This window comes from Peribacillus sp. AS_2 (assembly GCF_026891895.1).
GTDB lineage: Bacteria > Bacillota > Bacilli > Bacillales > DSM-1321 > Peribacillus > Peribacillus frigoritolerans.
Window position 1 is genome coordinate 229,289 of sequence record NZ_JAPTGA010000002.1, and the last position, 16,773, is coordinate 246,061.

At 39.3% G+C, this 16,773-nt stretch carries 22 protein-coding genes; 4 read left to right on the plus strand and 18 right to left on the minus strand.

The genetic code is table 11. The features are described 5' to 3' along the window. Positions 1–48 precede the first annotated feature (48 nt). A complete protein-coding gene (locus tag OTG27_RS03880) occupies positions 49–1,023 on the minus strand; it encodes a S66 peptidase family protein (protein WP_268936271.1) in 975 nt (324 codons plus the stop codon). A 105-nt stretch (positions 1,024–1,128) separates the two neighbouring features. Here OTG27_RS03880 and OTG27_RS03885 point away from each other — a divergent pair, with 105 nt between their 5' ends. Then, on the plus strand, positions 1,129–1,329 hold the full coding sequence (locus OTG27_RS03885; RefSeq protein WP_268936272.1) for a hypothetical protein: 201 nt from the start codon (positions 1,129–1,131) through the stop codon (positions 1,327–1,329). A gap of 1 nt (position 1,330) precedes the next feature. Here OTG27_RS03885 and OTG27_RS03890 read toward each other — a convergent pair whose 3' ends face one another. Further along, complete coding sequence (locus OTG27_RS03890; protein ID WP_098185828.1) at positions 1,331–1,492, minus strand: YjcZ family sporulation protein; 162 nt, start codon at positions 1,490–1,492, stop codon at positions 1,331–1,333. 294 nt (positions 1,493–1,786) lie between these two features. Between OTG27_RS03890 and OTG27_RS03895 the strand changes: the two genes are divergently transcribed. Then, positions 1,787–2,875 carry an SGNH/GDSL hydrolase family protein gene (locus OTG27_RS03895; RefSeq protein WP_268936273.1) on the plus strand — a complete coding sequence of 363 codons (1,089 nt, stop codon included), beginning with the start codon at positions 1,787–1,789 and terminating at the stop codon, positions 2,873–2,875. A 51-nt stretch (positions 2,876–2,926) separates the two neighbouring features. On the opposite strand, the gene msrB is transcribed toward OTG27_RS03895, so the two are convergent. Both msrB and msrA read right to left on the minus strand, forming a co-directional pair. Then, on the minus strand, positions 2,927–3,355 hold the full coding sequence (gene msrB, locus OTG27_RS03900; RefSeq protein WP_239858347.1) for a peptide-methionine (R)-S-oxide reductase MsrB: 429 nt from the start codon (positions 3,353–3,355) through the stop codon (positions 2,927–2,929). Next, positions 3,345–3,836 carry a peptide-methionine (S)-S-oxide reductase MsrA gene (gene msrA, locus OTG27_RS03905; protein ID WP_371748535.1) on the minus strand — a complete coding sequence of 164 codons (492 nt, stop codon included), beginning with the start codon at positions 3,834–3,836 and terminating at the stop codon, positions 3,345–3,347. The genes msrB and msrA overlap by 11 nt, the downstream gene beginning before the upstream one ends. 236 nt (positions 3,837–4,072) lie before the next feature. Here msrA and OTG27_RS03910 point away from each other — a divergent pair, with 236 nt between their 5' ends. After that, complete coding sequence (locus OTG27_RS03910) at positions 4,073–4,813, plus strand: DUF4397 domain-containing protein (RefSeq protein WP_268936274.1); 741 nt, start codon at positions 4,073–4,075, stop codon at positions 4,811–4,813. Positions 4,814–4,867: 54 nt separating this feature from the next. Here the strand turns inward: OTG27_RS03910 and OTG27_RS03915 are convergent, their stop codons facing one another. The 12 genes from OTG27_RS03915 to OTG27_RS03970 form a co-directional block, all read right to left on the minus strand. Further along, positions 4,868–5,452 carry a YpmS family protein gene (locus OTG27_RS03915; protein ID WP_057277322.1) on the minus strand — a complete coding sequence of 195 codons (585 nt, stop codon included), beginning with the start codon at positions 5,450–5,452 and terminating at the stop codon, positions 4,868–4,870. Then, positions 5,449–6,291, minus strand: a complete 843-nt coding sequence (locus OTG27_RS03920; protein ID WP_268936275.1) for an SGNH/GDSL hydrolase family protein — start codon at positions 6,289–6,291, stop codon at positions 5,449–5,451. The genes OTG27_RS03915 and OTG27_RS03920 overlap by 4 nt, the downstream gene beginning before the upstream one ends. Positions 6,292–6,569: 278 nt before the next feature. Next, positions 6,570–7,160, minus strand: coding sequence for an SCO family protein (locus OTG27_RS03925; RefSeq protein ID WP_268936276.1), 591 nt, complete (start codon positions 7,158–7,160; stop codon positions 6,570–6,572). Between the two features lie 153 nt (positions 7,161–7,313). After that, complete coding sequence (locus OTG27_RS03930; protein ID WP_057277320.1) at positions 7,314–8,156, minus strand: DegV family protein; 843 nt, start codon at positions 8,154–8,156, stop codon at positions 7,314–7,316. Between the two features lie 40 nt (positions 8,157–8,196). Then, on the minus strand, positions 8,197–8,388 hold the full coding sequence (locus OTG27_RS03935; RefSeq protein WP_268936277.1) for a hypothetical protein: 192 nt from the start codon (positions 8,386–8,388) through the stop codon (positions 8,197–8,199). After that, positions 8,381–8,644, minus strand: a complete 264-nt coding sequence (locus tag OTG27_RS03940; RefSeq protein ID WP_306804680.1) for a DUF2535 family protein — start codon at positions 8,642–8,644, stop codon at positions 8,381–8,383. Before OTG27_RS03940 ends, OTG27_RS03935 begins: the two co-directional genes overlap by 8 nt. A gap of 135 nt (positions 8,645–8,779) precedes the next feature. Further along, the gene (gene tatC / locus OTG27_RS03945) at positions 8,780–9,526 is read right to left on the minus strand and encodes a twin-arginine translocase subunit TatC (protein ID WP_034307555.1); all 747 of its coding nucleotides are present in this window, start codon (positions 9,524–9,526) and stop codon (positions 8,780–8,782) included. Positions 9,527–9,611: 85 nt separating this feature from the next. Then, complete coding sequence (gene tatA, locus OTG27_RS03950; protein ID WP_034307557.1) at positions 9,612–9,803, minus strand: twin-arginine translocase TatA/TatE family subunit; 192 nt, start codon at positions 9,801–9,803, stop codon at positions 9,612–9,614. Positions 9,804–9,996: 193 nt separating this feature from the next. After that, entirely contained in the window at positions 9,997–11,265 is a 1,269-nt protein-coding gene (ilvA, locus tag OTG27_RS03955; protein WP_098185822.1) for a threonine ammonia-lyase IlvA, read from the minus strand. Positions 11,266–11,415: 150 nt separating this feature from the next. Beyond that, entirely contained in the window at positions 11,416–11,901 is a 486-nt protein-coding gene (locus tag OTG27_RS03960) for a dihydrofolate reductase (protein ID WP_191930369.1), read from the minus strand. After that, positions 11,898–12,692, minus strand: a complete 795-nt coding sequence (locus tag OTG27_RS03965; RefSeq protein WP_048686772.1) for a thymidylate synthase — start codon at positions 12,690–12,692, stop codon at positions 11,898–11,900. The genes OTG27_RS03960 and OTG27_RS03965 overlap by 4 nt, the downstream gene beginning before the upstream one ends. 57 nt (positions 12,693–12,749) lie before the next feature. Continuing rightward, the gene (locus OTG27_RS03970) at positions 12,750–13,463 is read right to left on the minus strand and encodes an anthrax toxin lethal factor-related metalloendopeptidase (protein WP_268936278.1); all 714 of its coding nucleotides are present in this window, start codon (positions 13,461–13,463) and stop codon (positions 12,750–12,752) included. A 224-nt stretch (positions 13,464–13,687) separates the two neighbouring features. Between OTG27_RS03970 and OTG27_RS03975 the strand changes: the two genes are divergently transcribed. After that, positions 13,688–13,930: a hypothetical protein gene (locus tag OTG27_RS03975; protein ID WP_268936279.1), complete on the plus strand. Its 243-nt coding sequence runs from the start codon at positions 13,688–13,690 to the stop codon at positions 13,928–13,930. Positions 13,931–14,866: 936 nt separating this feature from the next. On the opposite strand, the gene OTG27_RS03980 is transcribed toward OTG27_RS03975, so the two are convergent. Further along, positions 14,867–15,637 (minus strand): TerC family protein, encoded by a 771-nt coding sequence (locus OTG27_RS03980; RefSeq protein ID WP_268936280.1) that lies wholly within the window; start codon positions 15,635–15,637, stop codon positions 14,867–14,869. A gap of 194 nt (positions 15,638–15,831) precedes the next feature. Then, on the minus strand, positions 15,832–16,449 hold the full coding sequence (locus tag OTG27_RS03985) for a YpjP family protein (protein ID WP_098864250.1): 618 nt from the start codon (positions 16,447–16,449) through the stop codon (positions 15,832–15,834). Positions 16,450–16,773 lie beyond the last annotated feature (324 nt).

A 16,773-nucleotide genomic window follows, 5' to 3' on the forward strand; every position in this document is an offset into this window, starting at 1 on the left:
TAACAGATGAAAACACCGTCCATTTTTTGAACGGCGTCTTCAAACTGTTCATGGATGGATCTGGATCGTCGCTTTTCCGTTCTTCACCTTCATTACTGCTTTTGAACCAACCGGCACAGTTACAAAAGGATGAACATGACCAAAGTTGGCATTAGCGATCACGGGTATGCCACTTATCTCCTTTTTGGCGGCGATGATTTCCTGTAAAGCATAATCAGTCATTCCTGAATCCTTTTGGAAACGGCCGATGACTATTCCTATAATCCCACTTGCACCTGGCTGATGGAGCAAGGATTGTAAATCCCGGTCAAAACTGAATGGATGGCTTTCTTCGTCATCTTCTATGAAAAGGATACTGTCCTTTAAAGATGGCATGTACTCTGTACCTTGTAATAGATTGAGTGTACAAAGATTTCCCCCAATGATTGTCCCGGCAGCTTCACCTTCCTGAATGACCATGTATCCAGCATTCGGGTGGAAAGTTCGGTCATCCTGTTCCAAATGCCAAGAATCATCACTCCACGTTTCACTTGGTTCAAGATAAAAGCCTTCACTTTCAATTACAGCCTTTTTAAAATATTCCATCGTATATTCCAGACCAGCCTTCATCCCGAACGTCGAGAAATGAGGACCTGAATATGTAGTTAAGCCTGTTTTATTATAAATGGCCAATAAAATGGCGGTTATATCACTATACCCCATCAACACTTTTGGATTTTCCTTAATCAAATCATAGTCGATATACCGTAACAATTGGTTAGCGTTATACCCCCCGATGCTTGTGAAAATCCCCTTAACATTCGGATCCCTGAACGCATCATGCAAATCCTCGATCCGGTCTTCGATCGAATTCGAGAAAAAGTCATCATGGAACAAAACCGTTTTACCATATGTCACTTTAAAACCAAGCTCAGTCAATCTTTCTTCTGCCAATCTGCGTTGTTCCCCTTTGACAATCGCCAAGCTTCTAGAAGGAGCAATTACGCGAATTTCATCCCCTGCTTGTAAACGGGAAGGTTTCATATCTTTATCCCCCTAAATTAATTACATTCTGTCGTTATTTTAGCAGAAATGGTTTACAAAGAAAACTAAGTCCTTTATCGTATGTCATTCACCGAGCTAATTTCTTTGAATTCTCACGTCATTCCCGATGCACAGAAATCAGGATTTAAAACAGGAATGGCTGTGTATCGCCTGTCCCATGATCACCTGGATTTATCCATGACGATTCAGTCAGCAACCATGGAATCAGAAAGGTCCACCGTCAAACCACCAATTTCCATACATAAAGAAAAGACCAGCTTTATCAACTGGTCTTTGGGTTATTGAATTAGCAGCAGAATGAAGCACCGATGATAATCAATAGAATGAACAAGACAACGATTAAAGCGAAGCCTGATCCAAATCCGCAGCCACCGCAGCCACCGCCGCCGTATCCACCTCCACCATAACCGTACCCTGGTCCTGCAGCATTTCCACCATATCCGTACATTAAGTTTCACTCCTTTTAGAATTCTGTTTTCTCTTTACACCTTACCATATGTCGATACGCCCGCCTTGGTCTGTGCATTTGCCCATTTTTTTGGATTTAAGAAAAAACTTCAATCAACACCATCTTAAGCGTTATTCATTCAATGGCTGAAATCCCACGAGTAACCATGAAAATTGTCACAAATTTATTGTGTTACTTTAAAATTGGGATATAATAAGGAAAAAACAATTCTTAGCCTCTTTAAGCTATCTCATACCTTCATGGATACATAAAAGGCAATACGGGGGAACATAATTGAAAACAAAAGCAAAACCCTTCATCCCTTTCGCTGCAATCGCCACGATCCTTCTAATCAGCTATATCCTTCAAAAAGTTCCTAAAACATATGGATCAGATGATTCGATAAATGTTTATCAAAAATTCCAATCAGGCCAGCCCATTCAGTATCTCGTCATTGGTGACAGTATCGGAAGAGGATCGGGAGCTGAAAATCCTAATCTAACATGGTTCAAACAGCTAGAAAATAAGATGAATGATGCCAATGATATTCCGTTACACGGTGACTACGTGGTCCAAAGCGGATCAACTGCTTTTGAGGGCCTATTCAAGCTTTCCCAAAGAAGGAAGCATGATCATAAAGATCTGATTTTCTTCGTTTTTGGTGAAAATGACCGCAAATATATGAATGTCGATGATTTTACCATGACATATGAAGCGTTAATGAGAAAGGCAAAACGGCTCCACCCTAATGCTGAGTTATTCACAATAACAGAGAGTTCCTTGAGATATGAGGAATTTGCGACAGCCATTGGACTTTTATCCAAACATTATGGTGCTACAAATGTGGATATGCGGCCGATATTCAAAAATTCAGGATATACAGAAAAACAGCTGACCAAAGATTTGGTACATCCAAATGGGCTGGGGTATAAATTATATGCCGATGCCATTTATGAACGGTTCCTGGATAACATCAAACAAGAGAAGGCTGTAGCGGGTCTTCCAACTAAGCTGCATGCCCGTTCCGGTTTTGAATTATCGGAAATTGACCACTATGAAAAAATGAGCGGTTTCCGGCCAATGGGCGGCTATTTCACTAGTAGTGAAAAGGGCAGTGTGATTCAATATACCTTCAAAGGGAGTATGCTTGGTGTGAAACTGCTTAGAAGTCCTGATGGCGGGGAAGTGAATGTCTGGATAGACGGAAATGAAATCACGACTTTGAATACATGGTGGCCATTTGCCCGTGAAAGATATTTATTTGTCACTAATGGACTTCGCACCGGTTCACATACTGTCCGTTTTGAGGTGACTGGCAGGACTAAAGCAATGGACCTGACCGACATTCCATATGTCCGGATCGCGTCAATCATCACAGATTGAATATTACTCAATAAATAACCCCCTATCATAATCTGATAGGGGGTTTTCCAATCACTCAAAAAGCTTTTTATATTCCCCGTATCCCTCTTTTTCAAGATCTTGGAGCGGGATGAACCTTAATGATGCAGAATTGATGCAATAGCGTAATCCTGACGGTCCCGGCCCGTCATTGAAAACATGTCCCAGATGAGAATCGGCAGTTTTTGAGCGGACCTCGATCCTTCTCATACCATAACTCGTATCGAGGTTTTCCACCACTTCCTCTTCTTTAAGCGGTTTAGTGAAGCTTGGCCAACCGCAGCCTGAATCGAACTTTTCCTTTGAAGTGAAAAGAGGATTGCCTGAAACGATATCCACATATAATCCTTCCTCCTTCAAATTCCAATATTCATTGTTAAAGGCTGGTTCCGTTCCACTATTTTGCGTTACTTCATATTGAATCGGAGTGAGTTTCTTTTTTAATTCTTCTTTACTTTTCATTTTTTTCCCCCCAGTGATGTTGTATAAATGCTTTACGTCCTGAGCCAGTCGAATATCTTTCATAATGTTCAGGTTGCTTTTTATAGTAATGCTGGTGGTATGTCTCGGCTGGATAAAACGTTTTGGCCGGTATAATCGGGGTTACGATCGGTCCGGAAAACTTCCCGCTCGCCTGCAGCTTAGCTTTGGATGCTTCTGCAATTTCACGTTGGTTTTCGTCATGATAAAAAATGGCCGTTTGATAAGAACTTCCCCGGTCATAAAATTGCCCGCCAGGATCTGTCGGATCAATTTGCTGCCAAAATAACTCAATTATCTTCTCATATGGATATACGTTTGGATCAAAGGTAATCTGAACAGCTTCATAATGTCCCGTGGTTTCAGAACAAACCTCTTTGTACGTGGGATTTTCCGTAGTCCCGCCTGTATAGCCCGAGATAACGGATTCGATGCCAGGCTGTTCATCGAACGGTTTCACCATGCACCAGAAACATCCACCTGCGAATGTTGCTTTCTCTAATTGCTTTGTCAATGAAAATCCTCCTTTTTTACAAACCATCCATTGAATGCATTTTAACGTTTTTATATACCCCTGTAAAATAATATGCCGAGAGCCTTTTCACGAAAATGTTACCTTTCTTTTTAAAAAGGAGACACACGCCCAAGCATGATTACATATGTTAACAACATGATGGAAAAAAATGAGAGGTGTTGGAAATGAGCGATAAACAATCATATCCACAAAAATCGGAAACATATGATTTACTATCGTCTTATAAAAACAGCGATTCGCAATTTCATGATTATTATTACCATAAACATTTGAAAAGTCTCGAAAATTCAACATACAGAAATGAACAAATAACTGTCCTACTGCCTGCACAAGTCCGCTTCTTACATGCTGCCCCAACAGCTCACCCATTTGATGTTCATGTAAATGAAATGCGTTTCCTCAAAAATTTCTCGTATAAAGAGTGCAATGGTTATTCACCACTGCCCCCTGGCAAGTACCAATTGGATATATACCGCAGCGGGCAAAACACCTCACCTCTATTAAGCTGTAAAGTGGCTCTCGAAATCGGAGCTTCCTATACCATTGCTCTAGCACCTACCGTGGCTAACGAATCGTTGAAAATTTTACCTTTCGAGGATAACCCATCTGTTCCTCCAAATGAAGCAAAGGTCCGATTCATCCAGCTTTCACATGAATTACCCTCGGTGGACATTGCGGTCAAAGGCGGAGATGTCGTCTTTGATCAACTCCATTTCAGGAAAGCAAGCGAATATCTCACTATTCATCCCATGATAGTTGACTTCGAAGTGAGGAAAGCTGGAACAAAAGAAATCGCACTCTCTTTGCCAAACAAAGCATTTCAAGAAAATACTTCCTCTACCATTTATATAATCGGATCGAATCGGGAATCATCCTCACTAGAAACCCTAACGCTCTCCCCATAAATGAATAAAAAACCAGGATGCATCGATCCTGGTTTTTTATCCATTTATTCACGATCATTGTAATGATGATGGGATGGTCAATAAAAATGAAATATCATCATTTTTCAGATCGAATTCTTTCGCCTTCACCCTTATATCGCTTTTCAGTTCCATATCCTGTAATGATACATAAATACTTTTATCATTGGGGCTTATGCTAACCCATTCAGGCATATTATATCGCTCATTAATCAAATTCATTACATATGAAACAGGAAGGTTCATTTTACCGACTGCAATTGATTTTTGCTTAAGAATCAAATCCCCATTCTTTTGGGCAATTGGTTCAAAAGTCAATTTCATTTCCACTTCACGGTTGAAAAATGGCATTGTTCCGTATAGCTCCACCTCATCCGTTAAATACACTTCATAGTGAATGGATCCCGTTAACCCCTCTTTATCCAGATACTGGTTGATTAACCTTGTCAAATCTTCCCGATTCGTGTGAATTTGAAATTGGATATCTTCTTCGCGGCTTACTTTGGGTATCAGCTCTTTATCTTTAGTCGGCAGATTAACTAAAATCGTTACAAACAGGATGACCAGGATGTTTAAGGCTAATAGGGAAATAAACAAAGTCTTCCATTTGACATTTGTCATTCTTGGTCATCATCTCCTTTGGCACTCGCTTCCAATGTGTCCTTTCCGATAGTGGTAATATCCATATCATTATAGATTCTAGTCGCGATTAATTCATATCCGCGGTCATTTGGGTGAAAATAATCCTCGGCATAAAGCAAATCTTCTTTGGGATTCTCGAAAATGTCTGCTATTTCAATAAAATATGCTGAATCATATTCTTCAATGATCTCTTTTCCACTTTCATTCCAATCATTCATGATCATATCAAGTTCATAAAAATCTCCGAACCATTTGGAAAATGGATTATAGACGCCTACAAGGTATATTTGCGCAGAATCATTTTCGGAACGAACCTTATCAAGTATCTGCCTTAATCTTTTTTCATACCCTATTTTTGCCGAATCAAACTGATCCAGTTCCAGATTGGAGAAATTCTGTTTAAAGACCTTCATGATATCATTTCCACCGATTGTGACGACAATCGAGTCAGCTTCCTTTATGTCCTCTTTAATCCTAGTCTTATCCAGTCTTTTCAATAGTTGGTCGGTCCTATTTCCACGTATGCCATGATTAATCATCTCAACGGAAGTAATCGATGGTTCTTTTTCCAGCTTATTTTGTAAATAAGGCAGATACCCGCCATTATCTTTACTATCACCGACACCTTGAGTCAAGGAGTCGCCAATTGACACGATTTTCACAGGGTCCGGAAAAAAGCTGGCAGGAATGGTTTCCTTTTTACTCAGCTCAACTATGCTTTTCTGCTGAACAGATGGCTGATTTGAGGCTGTTTCATTTTGACTGCAGCCTGAAATCCAAACTAGGCATATGAAAAGACAGGTGATTTTGTACCTCATGACCCTCACCTTCCTACCCATATATTATATCATGCAGAAAACGAAAAATTGCAAACAATATACCTTCATTGTACTTCCAAAATTGAGCATTCCTTACTATACAATATGAAAAACGCTGTGAATTAAAGCTAGTCCTATAAAAATTAGCATGTTACTTAGCATGTAAAATCATTCTTCACTACCGCTGTTTCTTCAAAAACTTATTGCTCATTTTCACCATCGATAAAGCCCGGTAATTAAGATGGATGAAAACAGAAAGAACAGGTCATTTAACCTGTTCAATAATTCTGTAAAATTTTAATATGCTTAATGATTTCATCAAACGGAATATCCTGCAGACCTGTATAATCCATGATGACCTTTCCTTCTTGATCAATCAGAAAAAAACTGGTCCCATGAATCACCTGATCTTCCGCTTCTGGTTTTTTGACGATCATTTTAAAGTTATCCAATACAAACTGCTCGATTTCTTCCTGTCCATAACCGGTCAGAAAGTGCCAGTTGCCGTAATCCACATTAAATTGGTCACCAAATTTTTTTAAAACATCAGGTTTATCAATTTCCGGATCCACGGAAAATGAAACGAACTCTACATCCTTAATCCCTTCATCCTTCAATTGCTGCTGCAGCTTCGTCATATTCGAAGTCATGGGGAGACAGACCGTCTCACAGCTCGTGAATATAAAATCCGCTACCCAAACCTTTCCTTTAAGATCGCTTTTTGAGAAAGGCTTCCCCTCCTGATCGATATAACTGAAGTCTTCAAGGTCCCAATTTTTGGCATCAGGTACACCATTGGAACCGCATGCTGTCAACAGTAATAAAATTGACGCTCCCATAGCTGCCATAAGCAATTGCAGCTTTCTCATCCCTACCCCGTCCTTTATGTATAAAATATTCTGTTACTTCATTTATTCTAACAGACCATCCGGAATGAGGACAGCAACTATTTCTACGAATTAAAGACAATTGTAAAAGTGACGAAACCGCCGCCAAACGCAGTTTCATATGGTATATCCTTATCAGTCCCAATAATACATGATCGCCATGGCGCCCTCACCTGTATGGGTACTGACAACGGCAGTCGTTGCTTCTATCTTTATGTCTTGATATCCTGTTAAGTCTGCAATGGCCTGGCGGACCTTATCCGCTATTTCAAGGCCATTCGCATGTACAAAACCGATGCCTCTAATCTTTTTGCCTTGAGTCTCTTCTTTGAATTTCTTGATGATGAACTTGACGACCTGTGACTGGCTCCTGGCTTTGGATACAGGGTTCAGTACACCATCATCAAGAAGTGCAATCGGCTTTATGTGCAGCAATGAACCGATAAAAGCAGAAACTTTGCCAATCCTTCCACCCTTAACGAGGTTATCAAGTGTTTCTATGACAATGATTAAACTTGACTGCTTTTTAATATGTTCCAATCGTTCAATTATCTCGGCTACGGATTTCCCTTCCTTCGCCATCTTCGCTGCCTCGATCACCTGAAATGACATCGCTTTTGAAATGAATTTCGAGTCAAGAACGGTAACCTTCGTTTCAGACATGCTAGCTGCGCTTTCCGCTGAACGAACAGTACCGCTCATGCCACCTGTCATATGTATGGAAATAATCTCGCTGCCGTCTTTTCCGAGTTCATCATATACCTCCACAAAGGTACCTACGGCCGGTTGTGAGCTTTTTGGCAGTTCTTTTGACTGGTTCATCCTTTTCAGGAATTCTTCTTGTTCGATTTCGACCTTATCCAAAAAAGTCTCCCCATCTATAAAGATCGATAAAGGGACCATTGTAATATCATAAAATTCCAGTTCCTCTGGTGTCATATCTACTGTCGAGTCTGTTACTATCTTTACTTTATTCATCATTACACATCCCTAAATTAACATATCTATTGTATTATACCTATTCAAGGTAAGCATTCAAACCAAAGGTTTCATTTTTCGACTGAAGTGACTTATCTTTTGAAATGATTACACAAAAAAAGACCGTTCCATGAGCTAACCTGAACACATGCCGATACATTTGATATTGCATGGCATTCGTGTCATCTCTTTTAACGGAGATGTTAGCTATGGAACAATCCGCATTAAGCATTATTGAGTAAACTTCCAAAAAAAAGCTTGTTGTAAACGGGCCATTTGAGTACGGATGCTAAATAATGCTTAAATGAGTAATTTTCTTTATGATCTTTATTGGCAAAAACCTTCTTAACAAATACTTCCAAACGCACGGTCAACATAAAAAAATTCGGATCACTAGGCAGTAAGACAGGTATTTCTGAAATGGTGACCTTATGTCCAAAACAATCTTTGAATTCCAAGCATTTGAACATCAAAATATCAATCCTCATTTTTAACCGATTGCTTACATTATACACAATAAATTCAAAAGTATAAATATTCAAATGTGTAAAAAAACAGAGAAATTTGATTGATAATCATAAAAAAAAGACCCATAAGGGCAAAATGCCATTATGGGCTTCTTCTTATAAACCTTCCTCGTAGGTGTCTTCCCGCAAGCTTTCACGTCTCACCCTTCGTTTATAGACGACTTTAGATAATGAAATACTGATTTCATATAATAACAGCAATGGAACCATCACCATAAAATCTGACATAAAGTCAGGCGGCGTAATCGATATCGCTATGACAACAAGTACAAAGTATGCATACTTCCTTAATTTTTGAAGCACATAAGGATTTATTATGCCAAGGGAGGTCAAAAACATGGTAACGACAGGAAGCTCGAATAAAACAGCAAAAGGTATCGTCATATTAAATACGAATGAAAAGTACTTATCAGCTGTAAAACTGGTTATGAACATCCCATCACCCAATTCAATCAAAAATTGAAGAATGGTCGGGAAGATGACAAAATAACCGAAAGCAAGCCCTCCGATAAAAAGCAGGAAAAGTGCTGGAATATAGGCAAGGGTCGCCCTCACTTCATTTGGCATCAAAGCGGGTTTAACGAATAACCAGATTTGCAGGGCAATTACCGGTATCGTTGCCGCAATGGCTACGACACCTGCAAGCATGAAGTATATCCAGATAATATCACTCGGTCCCAATACCATCAGGTCAAAATCGAGATCTTTCACGAACCAATTATAAATCTCCTCAACATAAATAAAGCTGGCGATAAAAAAGATGACAAAAGCAACAGCTGTAATGATGAGCCGTTTTCTCAATTCATCGAGATGATCGATGATATTTAATTCCTTATCTTCCAAAGTTGATCACGCCTTCATCTGAAAATCCGTATCTTTGTTACAGCGTAAAGGCGCAAGACGATTCCATCTTACGCCCAGCTTTCAATCATTCATGATTTTTTTGTTGTAGCTTCTTATCTTCTTCATAATCACCTTTTGTTAAATCACTTGTGGATTTTTTAAACTCACGAAGCGTTTGTCCAAAAGCACGGCCAATTTCTGGAAGTTTCTTCGGACCAAAGATAATTAATGCCAAAATTAAGATTAGAATTAGACCAGGTACTCCAATGTTCGACATGGATACATCCCCTTTGGTGTTGTAATTAGACCTACTCCGATTATAATACCATTTCCAACCAATAGAAAGGGAACTGGCAATTCGTCATAGAATGGTAACAATTATCGACAGTATGCCCATATACGACTGGGCCGGCAGATAAAATGTAAAAACATAGGCATTATTCTATCCTAATTTAACATTTTATCCATGTTTAAATCAACAAGTGAAATAAATTACTGTCTTTATTGACCTCTACGAAAGAGAATCCTTTCTTGTTCATCCTTTGGATGAGCCCTTCATAATCATTTCTATCTTTTAGCTCTATACCAACCAGGGCCGGCCCGCTTTCTTTATTATTTTTCTTCGTATATTCAAAACGGCTTATATCATCATTCGGTCCTAACACTTCATCAAGGAATTCCCTTAAAGCGCCAGCACGTTGTGGAAAATTCACGATAAAATAATAAAGCAGCCCTTCATATAATAAGGATTTCTCTTTAATTTCCTGCATGCGCCCAATGTCGTTATTCCCTCCGCTGACCATGCAAACAACCGTTTTTCCTTTGATTTGTTCTTTATATGAATCCAACGCGGCTACAGATATAGCGCCTGCCGGTTCAGCGACAATCGCATGCTGATTATACAAATCGAGAATCGTCGTACAGATTTGGCCTGAAGGTACGACAACGATATCTTCCAAGTTTTCCTTACAAAGCTGATATGTCAACTGTCCCACACACTTGACAGCTGCACCATCAACGAATGTATCTATTTTTTCGAGTTCAGATACTTTCCCTTCCTTGAAGGAGTATTCCATCGAAGCAGCACCTTGCGGCTCAACTCCAATGCATTTCGTATTTGGGGAAACCGATTTGAAATAACTCGATACTCCGGCCATTAACCCGCCGCCGCCCATAGCGGCAAATACATAGTCGATTCCATCTTCACAATCGTTCAGGATTTCTACAGCCGTTGTACCTTGCCCGGCGATTACCTTTTCATCGTCAAATGGATGGATAAAGGAACGCTCTTCTTTTTCACAGCATTCCATCGCCATGGCAAATGCATCATCGAATGTATCCCCTATTAGGATGATCTCCACATTATCCCTGCCGAATAGCTGAACTTGATCGACTTTTTGCCTTGGAGTTGTAGCAGGCATATAAATTTTCCCGTGAATGCCCAATTGGCTGCAGGAAAAAGCAACACCCTGTGCATGGTTTCCTGCACTGGCACAAACGACTCCGTTCTTCGTCTCTTCCTCGGTCAGGCTTTTCATTTTATAGTAAGCCCCTCTTAATTTAAAGGAACGTACGTGTTGTAAGTCCTCGCGTTTTAAATAAACATTACAATCATATTTTTCAGAGAGCCTCTGATTTTTTTGTAAAGGTGTATGTAAAACGATTTCTTTCAGTTCTCTATAGGCAATTAGAATGTCTTCCAATTGAATCCCCCTATTCTTAGATGCAGTCTGATTCATAACAATCCCTCATTTCCTTTCTGATGAATTCAATCATTATAGCACTTTACTGTTATTAATGTAATTGATTTTTCTAAAAATTCTTTCTTTTGGTTGTCCCATACCAAAAAAATCCGATTATGGTCATTTCCCCATAATCGGATTAGCACTTTATTTTTTTTGTAGAATAATAAAATCATGTGCAAATCGATTTTTTTCATCGATGTTGCCTGGGTTTGAGGAGATTTCATCCCATTCATTTTCATCAATCTCGGGAAAGAAAGTATCCCCTTCGAAAGTTTCATGAATTTCCGTAATATACAGGCGGTCGGTAAAAGGAAGGATTTCCTTGAAGATTTCGGCTCCGCCAATTACGAAGACTTCCGCTTCATGGTTATCTGCGAACATTTTGATTTGTGCAATATCATGTAATACTACGCAGCCTTCCGCTTTAAATTCCTGATTGCGGGTGACGATGACATTTTCGCGGCCAGGCAGGACCCTGCCGATCGATTCAAATGTTTTTCGCCCCATGACGATTGGATGGCCCATCGTCACTTTTTTAAAGTACTGCAGATCTGCTGGTAAATGCCATGGCAGTTTATTGTTTTTACCTATCACACGATTTTGATCCATAGCCACTATCAACGATATCATATGCTAACCTCACCTTTTATATGGGGATGGGCTTCGTAATTTTCCAAAACGAAGTCCTCGAAGCTAAAATCAAAGATATTTTTCACATCTGGATTGATTTTCATGATTGGCAATGGTTTCGGGTCACGAGTCAACTGCAGTTCCACTTGTTCAAGGTGGTTAGAGTAGATGTGGACATCCCCGAAAGTATGTACAAATTCGCCAACTTCCAAATCACACACCTGGGCGATCATCATCGTTAAAAGCGCATACGAAGCTATATTAAAAGGAACACCTAAGAAGACGTCCGCTGAACGTTGGTATAGCTGACATGAAAGCTTGCCATCAGCAACATAGAATTGAAAGAAAGCATGGCAAGGCGGCAAGGCCATTTCATCCAGTTCCCCAACATTCCAAGCACTGACTATCAATCTTCTTGAATTTGGATTCGTCTTGATTTGTTCGATCAATTCACTGATTTGGTCGATTTGCCTTCCATCGGCCGTTCCCCAGGAACGCCATTGATGACCATAAATCGGACCTAATTCCCCCTTTTCATCCGCCCATTCATTCCAGATGCGCACACTGTTTTCCTGAAGGTACCCAACGTTTGTATCACCCTTCAAAAACCATAATAGTTCATGGATAATCGCTTTTAAACTAACCTTTTTCGTTGTAAGTACAGGGAATCCATCTTTTAAATTGAATCTCATTTGATATCCAAAGGTACTGATCGTTCCTGTCCCCGTACGATCACCTTTTTGCGTTCCATTTTCGAGTACATGCTTACATAAATCTAAATATTGCTTCATGATAAACCACCTTTTCTACTTTCATTCTCCTTATTTTAACGTATTATTGCCCAATGTTTAATCTAATTGTTTAATAAAATTATAAGTCTCGGGTGCTTTTTGTCTAAGCAATTGATTTTGTTCATTGTTCACATAAAACATGGCGAACGTTTCTGCAAAATATTCCTCAGGGTAGTTGGAAAAATACGTAATCCCAGGAAACAGCCCATCCACTTCCTTACCCCAAATCTTCAAATAATTCATGTCTTCACGGATTCCATCAAACACTATATTATCAATGGAGTGCCCCAGCTCATGAAGTTCCAAATTAACCGAGCTATGCCCGTTGCCTTTGTCACTCGCCCCGATTTTAACCAATACCGTATGTGATCCGCCCATACCAGGCACATCATCCCAAGTTGTTTCTTTATTCAAATAACCACGCGGAGTTTTCCCCTTTAATTTGGCCGCGGATTGATTTTCCGTTATATCGCCTTCGAATAGTTTGATCCTCACATCACTTTCCGCTGTTTTCACCAAAAGTGAATGAGGCAATTTATTAATGGTTCCAGCAATTTTCAGTGCTTCCCCTTGATCGTACTCCTCTTCTGGAAATAAAAATATTCTTTGCAATTCTTTATTTCCCTTAAAAAGTTCAGCTTGTCTTAAAAGATTATCTTTGGGTAAATTCCGCCATTTTACCCCATCATCTTTCGCTAATGAATAGGAGAGCATTGAGAGTAAAAAGACAAACAATGCAAATATGGATAACCACCATTTCTTCCTTTTCATACTCTTCTCCCCTTTCTTCATTCTTCATGTATCGTTAGGAAAATATATGTTATTTATAATCTCTAAATCTTACATACTATTATATTAGTATAACATATTGCTTAAATGTAAAAGTTCTATGTTTTTTTGGTAATTTTGGTTGCACATTCATCCTGATAAGAACCATTGATCCGCGGTTTTCATATATCAAATATATATAATCGTAAAAGGTTTAAGGTGATCGCATGGAAACCAATAATAAAAAAGCCATCTTGAATGAGCAACATGAACTTGCTGAAGAAGTCCTTGATATTTACAGTTTAAAAGTGTTTATCATTCTCGACCTTTTTCTGTTCTCCATTTTCTTTGGCATACTTCTGCATCCGCTACTGTCTTCTCTATGGCTTAACTTTTTATTGCCTTTGCTTTTTTTCACTACATTTACCGCTCTTCTACAATTAATTGATATTTTCCAAAAAAAAAGCTGACATCATTTTTGATGTCAGCTTTAAACTGTAGGTGATTTCGAAGAAAAAGCATTTCACCTTCAACTTTTACTTTGTATTAACATTTCAGTTGATTTCAGAAATCCGCTCCCTTTCCGCCGACTGTCTGCCAAGCCTCCTCGACGCAAGCGTCTGCGGGGTCTCGGCTAGCCAGTTTTTCGGCAGGAGTGTCGCAAATTTCTTCAATCCTATGAGGGTTTCATCCATATAAAAAAGTAAAAAAATGAAGAAAAATTCTTAAATCATATTAGGGTGGGACCCTTTCAGACCAAGTTTATTGACAGATTGATACAACCGCAAAAAATGGAATTCGAAGAAAAAGCATTTCACCTTCAATTTTTTTGTATTAAAATTTCAGTTAATTTCAGAAACCGCTCCCTTTCCGCCGACTGACTGCCAAGCCTCCTCGACGCAAGCGTCTGCGGGGTCTCGGCTAGTCAGTTTTTCGGCAGGAGTGTCGCAAATTTCTTCAATTCTATGAGGGTTTCGTCCATATAAAAGCAAGACAAAGTTTGTTTTAAAATTATGGTTAGGATTGAGACCATTCAAATCGCCAGACTGAAGACAATTTAAAAGAAAAGCAAGTTTTCATTTAAAAAACATTCCAGTTGATTGGAACGTAAGGTACGAGACTCCTGCGGGAAAAGCGTGGCCAAGGGAGACCCCGCAGGCAAGCGCCGAGGAGGCTCCCGGACCGCCCGCGGAAAGCGAGTGCCTGGAGTGGAAATCAACGCTCAGATTTACTAACCCTCCTCCAGGGAGATACAATTACTAACAAGAATAATTCTTCATTTAATTTGATTCTTAAACAATGAACTTTTTTATGGGAAATCGGAAAAGGGCTTCGGGATGAGACCATTCCGAAGCTTTGGCGAAAAAAAGCTGACATCATTTTGATGACAGCTTTTTAAATGGCGCTCAGCCATGTTCCTTGACCTTTTTCCCTTTCTTCAAATGATAGACGATTGTAGTGCCGAAAATCAGTAATATAAAGGCAAAAAAGATCGCAGGCGGGATTTCGATCCCTGCAACTGCCATTAACATTTTTATTGCTATGAATCCGATAAGGACATAAGCGGCCGTTTCCAATTCTGGAACCTTATCTATCAATTTTAGAAATACTCCGGCCACTCCCCGCATCATCAAGACACCAATCATTCCGCCTGTCAAAAGGACCCAGACTTTTTCACTCACTCCGAAAGCGGCCAAGACACTATCGACGGAAAATGCTATATCCATCAATTCCACTGCCGCAACCGTTCCCCATAAAGTACCAAACATTCGGATCAGTATGCTGTTTTTACTCATTCCCTGGATATCTTCGTCGATCCCAGCTTGTTTTTTTCTTTTATCCCTAAAGTATTTAAACGAGAGCCAACCAAGGTAGGCGGCTCCAATCACCTTCACCCACCAAAGCTTTATGAGGAAAACACCGATTCCAATCGCTATAAATCTAAAAGCATAAGCACCAAACAAACCGTAAAATAATGCTTTTTTCCGTTGTTTTTGTGGAAGGTGCCTGACCATCACAGCTAATACCAGTGCGTTATCCGCTGATAGCAATCCTTCCATTAAGACGAGCGTTCCGATCAACCCCCAGCTCACAGGGTCGGATAAAACCTCGACCCACATATGCCAGTCAAAAAATTGAGAATACGTTTGCACGATGTTATTTAACAACTCTGACATGATAAAGACTCCTCTGTTCCTATAACAGCAAAATTAGAAAACCTTTTAAAATAACATTGTTCCCAGTTATGATAAAAACTTTACTTTAAGTTTAAACACAAAATAAATACGTTGCAGGACAACGTATCATTCGATGCTTATTAAGTTTCATTTCATCATTCTCTTCCACTTAAATAAAATCAACGAAACCCACACTATGAGAGCTTTTGTTTACTCGTCCACTCTGGCGGCGTATTTTTATCCCAATATATTTTCCCTATATTATAATGGGTGGCAAATGAATCATGATGAGTATGATAGTGAAAATCGAACCAATGTCCTTCCAATGGGGGATTTTCCTGCCTTACATGGAATCTGATGATATCCTTGCCGCTGATTGAATCATAAATATGGAATATCTTCTCGGCCCTGCCTGCACTCGGCTGCTCAGTGATGGTCAATTGCTGTAATTTTTCATCCGGAAATTGTGCAGCCATTTCTGTAATGGCTTCTTCCATTTTTGGTAATATGACCATTTTGAATTCATCGCCAATTTTTGGATTGATCTTATCGCCAAATTTCATAAATGCGTTTTCCTCTGCCTTATTCAGGATGTCCGATAAAAATTCTTCCCGGTTGAATTCTTCCTCAATTTCAGTTGAATTCTGCGAAGGAAGATAGGCTAATCCCTCTTCTTCCACTATTCCCTTTTTAGTATCCTTTAACGAATCGGCTTCCGCTAACCACGCCAGATCTGAAGGAGTGACAAGACCAAACGTCAAAACGGATACTAAAATGACGAGACTTTTCCTGAACCAAACCGCTGCTTTCAACTCACACTCCCCCTCCTTTTTTGTATTGTCTTTATATTTAGTATACTTTTATTTTTTGGTAATTACGAATATATAGTTACCCATGTTTTAAAAATCAAAAAAAAGGATAAATACCTATATAAAGTTTAATGAACTCGAACTTTTTAATAAATATCAATAAATTTACATTTAAATGAAGGATTTTGACGATTTTTGGAGAAATTAATTAGATTCAAGTCTTTTTAAGGAGGGGTCTTATATGGCTTCGACTGCCATGGTGGCTTTATGTCTTGTTACATTAGCATTTTTCGTATATTTATCATTTGCTGATTAAGAATAAATGAA

Bases quoted from the DNA above. Each gene is read 5' to 3' on its own strand.
- OTG27_RS03925 (WP_268936276.1), bottom strand. From the start codon at position 7,160: ATGAGAAAGCTGCAATTGCTTATGGCAGCTATGGGAGCGTCAATTTTA.
- OTG27_RS03890 (WP_098185828.1), bottom strand. From the start codon at position 1,492: ATGTACGGATATGGTGGAAATGCTGCAGGACCAGGGTACGGTTATGGT.
- OTG27_RS03880 (WP_268936271.1), bottom strand. From the start codon at position 1,023: ATGAAACCTTCCCGTTTACAAGCAGGGGATGAAATTCGCGTAATTGCT.
- OTG27_RS03980 (WP_268936280.1), bottom strand. From the start codon at position 15,637: ATGTCAGAGTTGTTAAATAACATCGTGCAAACGTATTCTCAATTTTTT.
- OTG27_RS03910 (WP_268936274.1), top strand. From the start codon at position 4,073: ATGAGCGATAAACAATCATATCCACAAAAATCGGAAACATATGATTTA.
- OTG27_RS03960 (WP_191930369.1), bottom strand. From the start codon at position 11,901: ATGATATCGTTGATAGTGGCTATGGATCAAAATCGTGTGATAGGTAAA.
- OTG27_RS03940 (WP_306804680.1), bottom strand. From the start codon at position 8,644: ATGAGGATTGATATTTTGATGTTCAAATGCTTGGAATTCAAAGATTGT.
- msrA (WP_371748535.1), bottom strand. From the start codon at position 3,836: ATGGTGAAACCGTTCGATGAACAGCCTGGCATCGAATCCGTTATCTCG.
- ilvA (WP_098185822.1), bottom strand. From the start codon at position 11,265: ATGAATCAGACTGCATCTAAGAATAGGGGGATTCAATTGGAAGACATT.
- OTG27_RS03975 (WP_268936279.1), top strand. From the start codon at position 13,688: ATGGAAACCAATAATAAAAAAGCCATCTTGAATGAGCAACATGAACTT.
- msrB (WP_239858347.1), bottom strand. From the start codon at position 3,355: ATGAAAAGTAAAGAAGAATTAAAAAAGAAACTCACTCCGATTCAATAT.
- OTG27_RS03935 (WP_268936277.1), bottom strand. From the start codon at position 8,388: ATGCTTAATGCGGATTGTTCCATAGCTAACATCTCCGTTAAAAGAGAT.
- OTG27_RS03970 (WP_268936278.1), bottom strand. From the start codon at position 13,463: ATGAAAAGGAAGAAATGGTGGTTATCCATATTTGCATTGTTTGTCTTT.
- tatA (WP_034307557.1), bottom strand. From the start codon at position 9,803: ATGTCGAACATTGGAGTACCTGGTCTAATTCTAATCTTAATTTTGGCA.
- OTG27_RS03915 (WP_057277322.1), bottom strand. From the start codon at position 5,452: ATGACAAATGTCAAATGGAAGACTTTGTTTATTTCCCTATTAGCCTTA.
- OTG27_RS03965 (WP_048686772.1), bottom strand. From the start codon at position 12,692: ATGAAGCAATATTTAGATTTATGTAAGCATGTACTCGAAAATGGAACG.
- OTG27_RS03930 (WP_057277320.1), bottom strand. From the start codon at position 8,156: ATGAATAAAGTAAAGATAGTAACAGACTCGACAGTAGATATGACACCA.
- OTG27_RS03920 (WP_268936275.1), bottom strand. From the start codon at position 6,291: ATGAGGTACAAAATCACCTGTCTTTTCATATGCCTAGTTTGGATTTCA.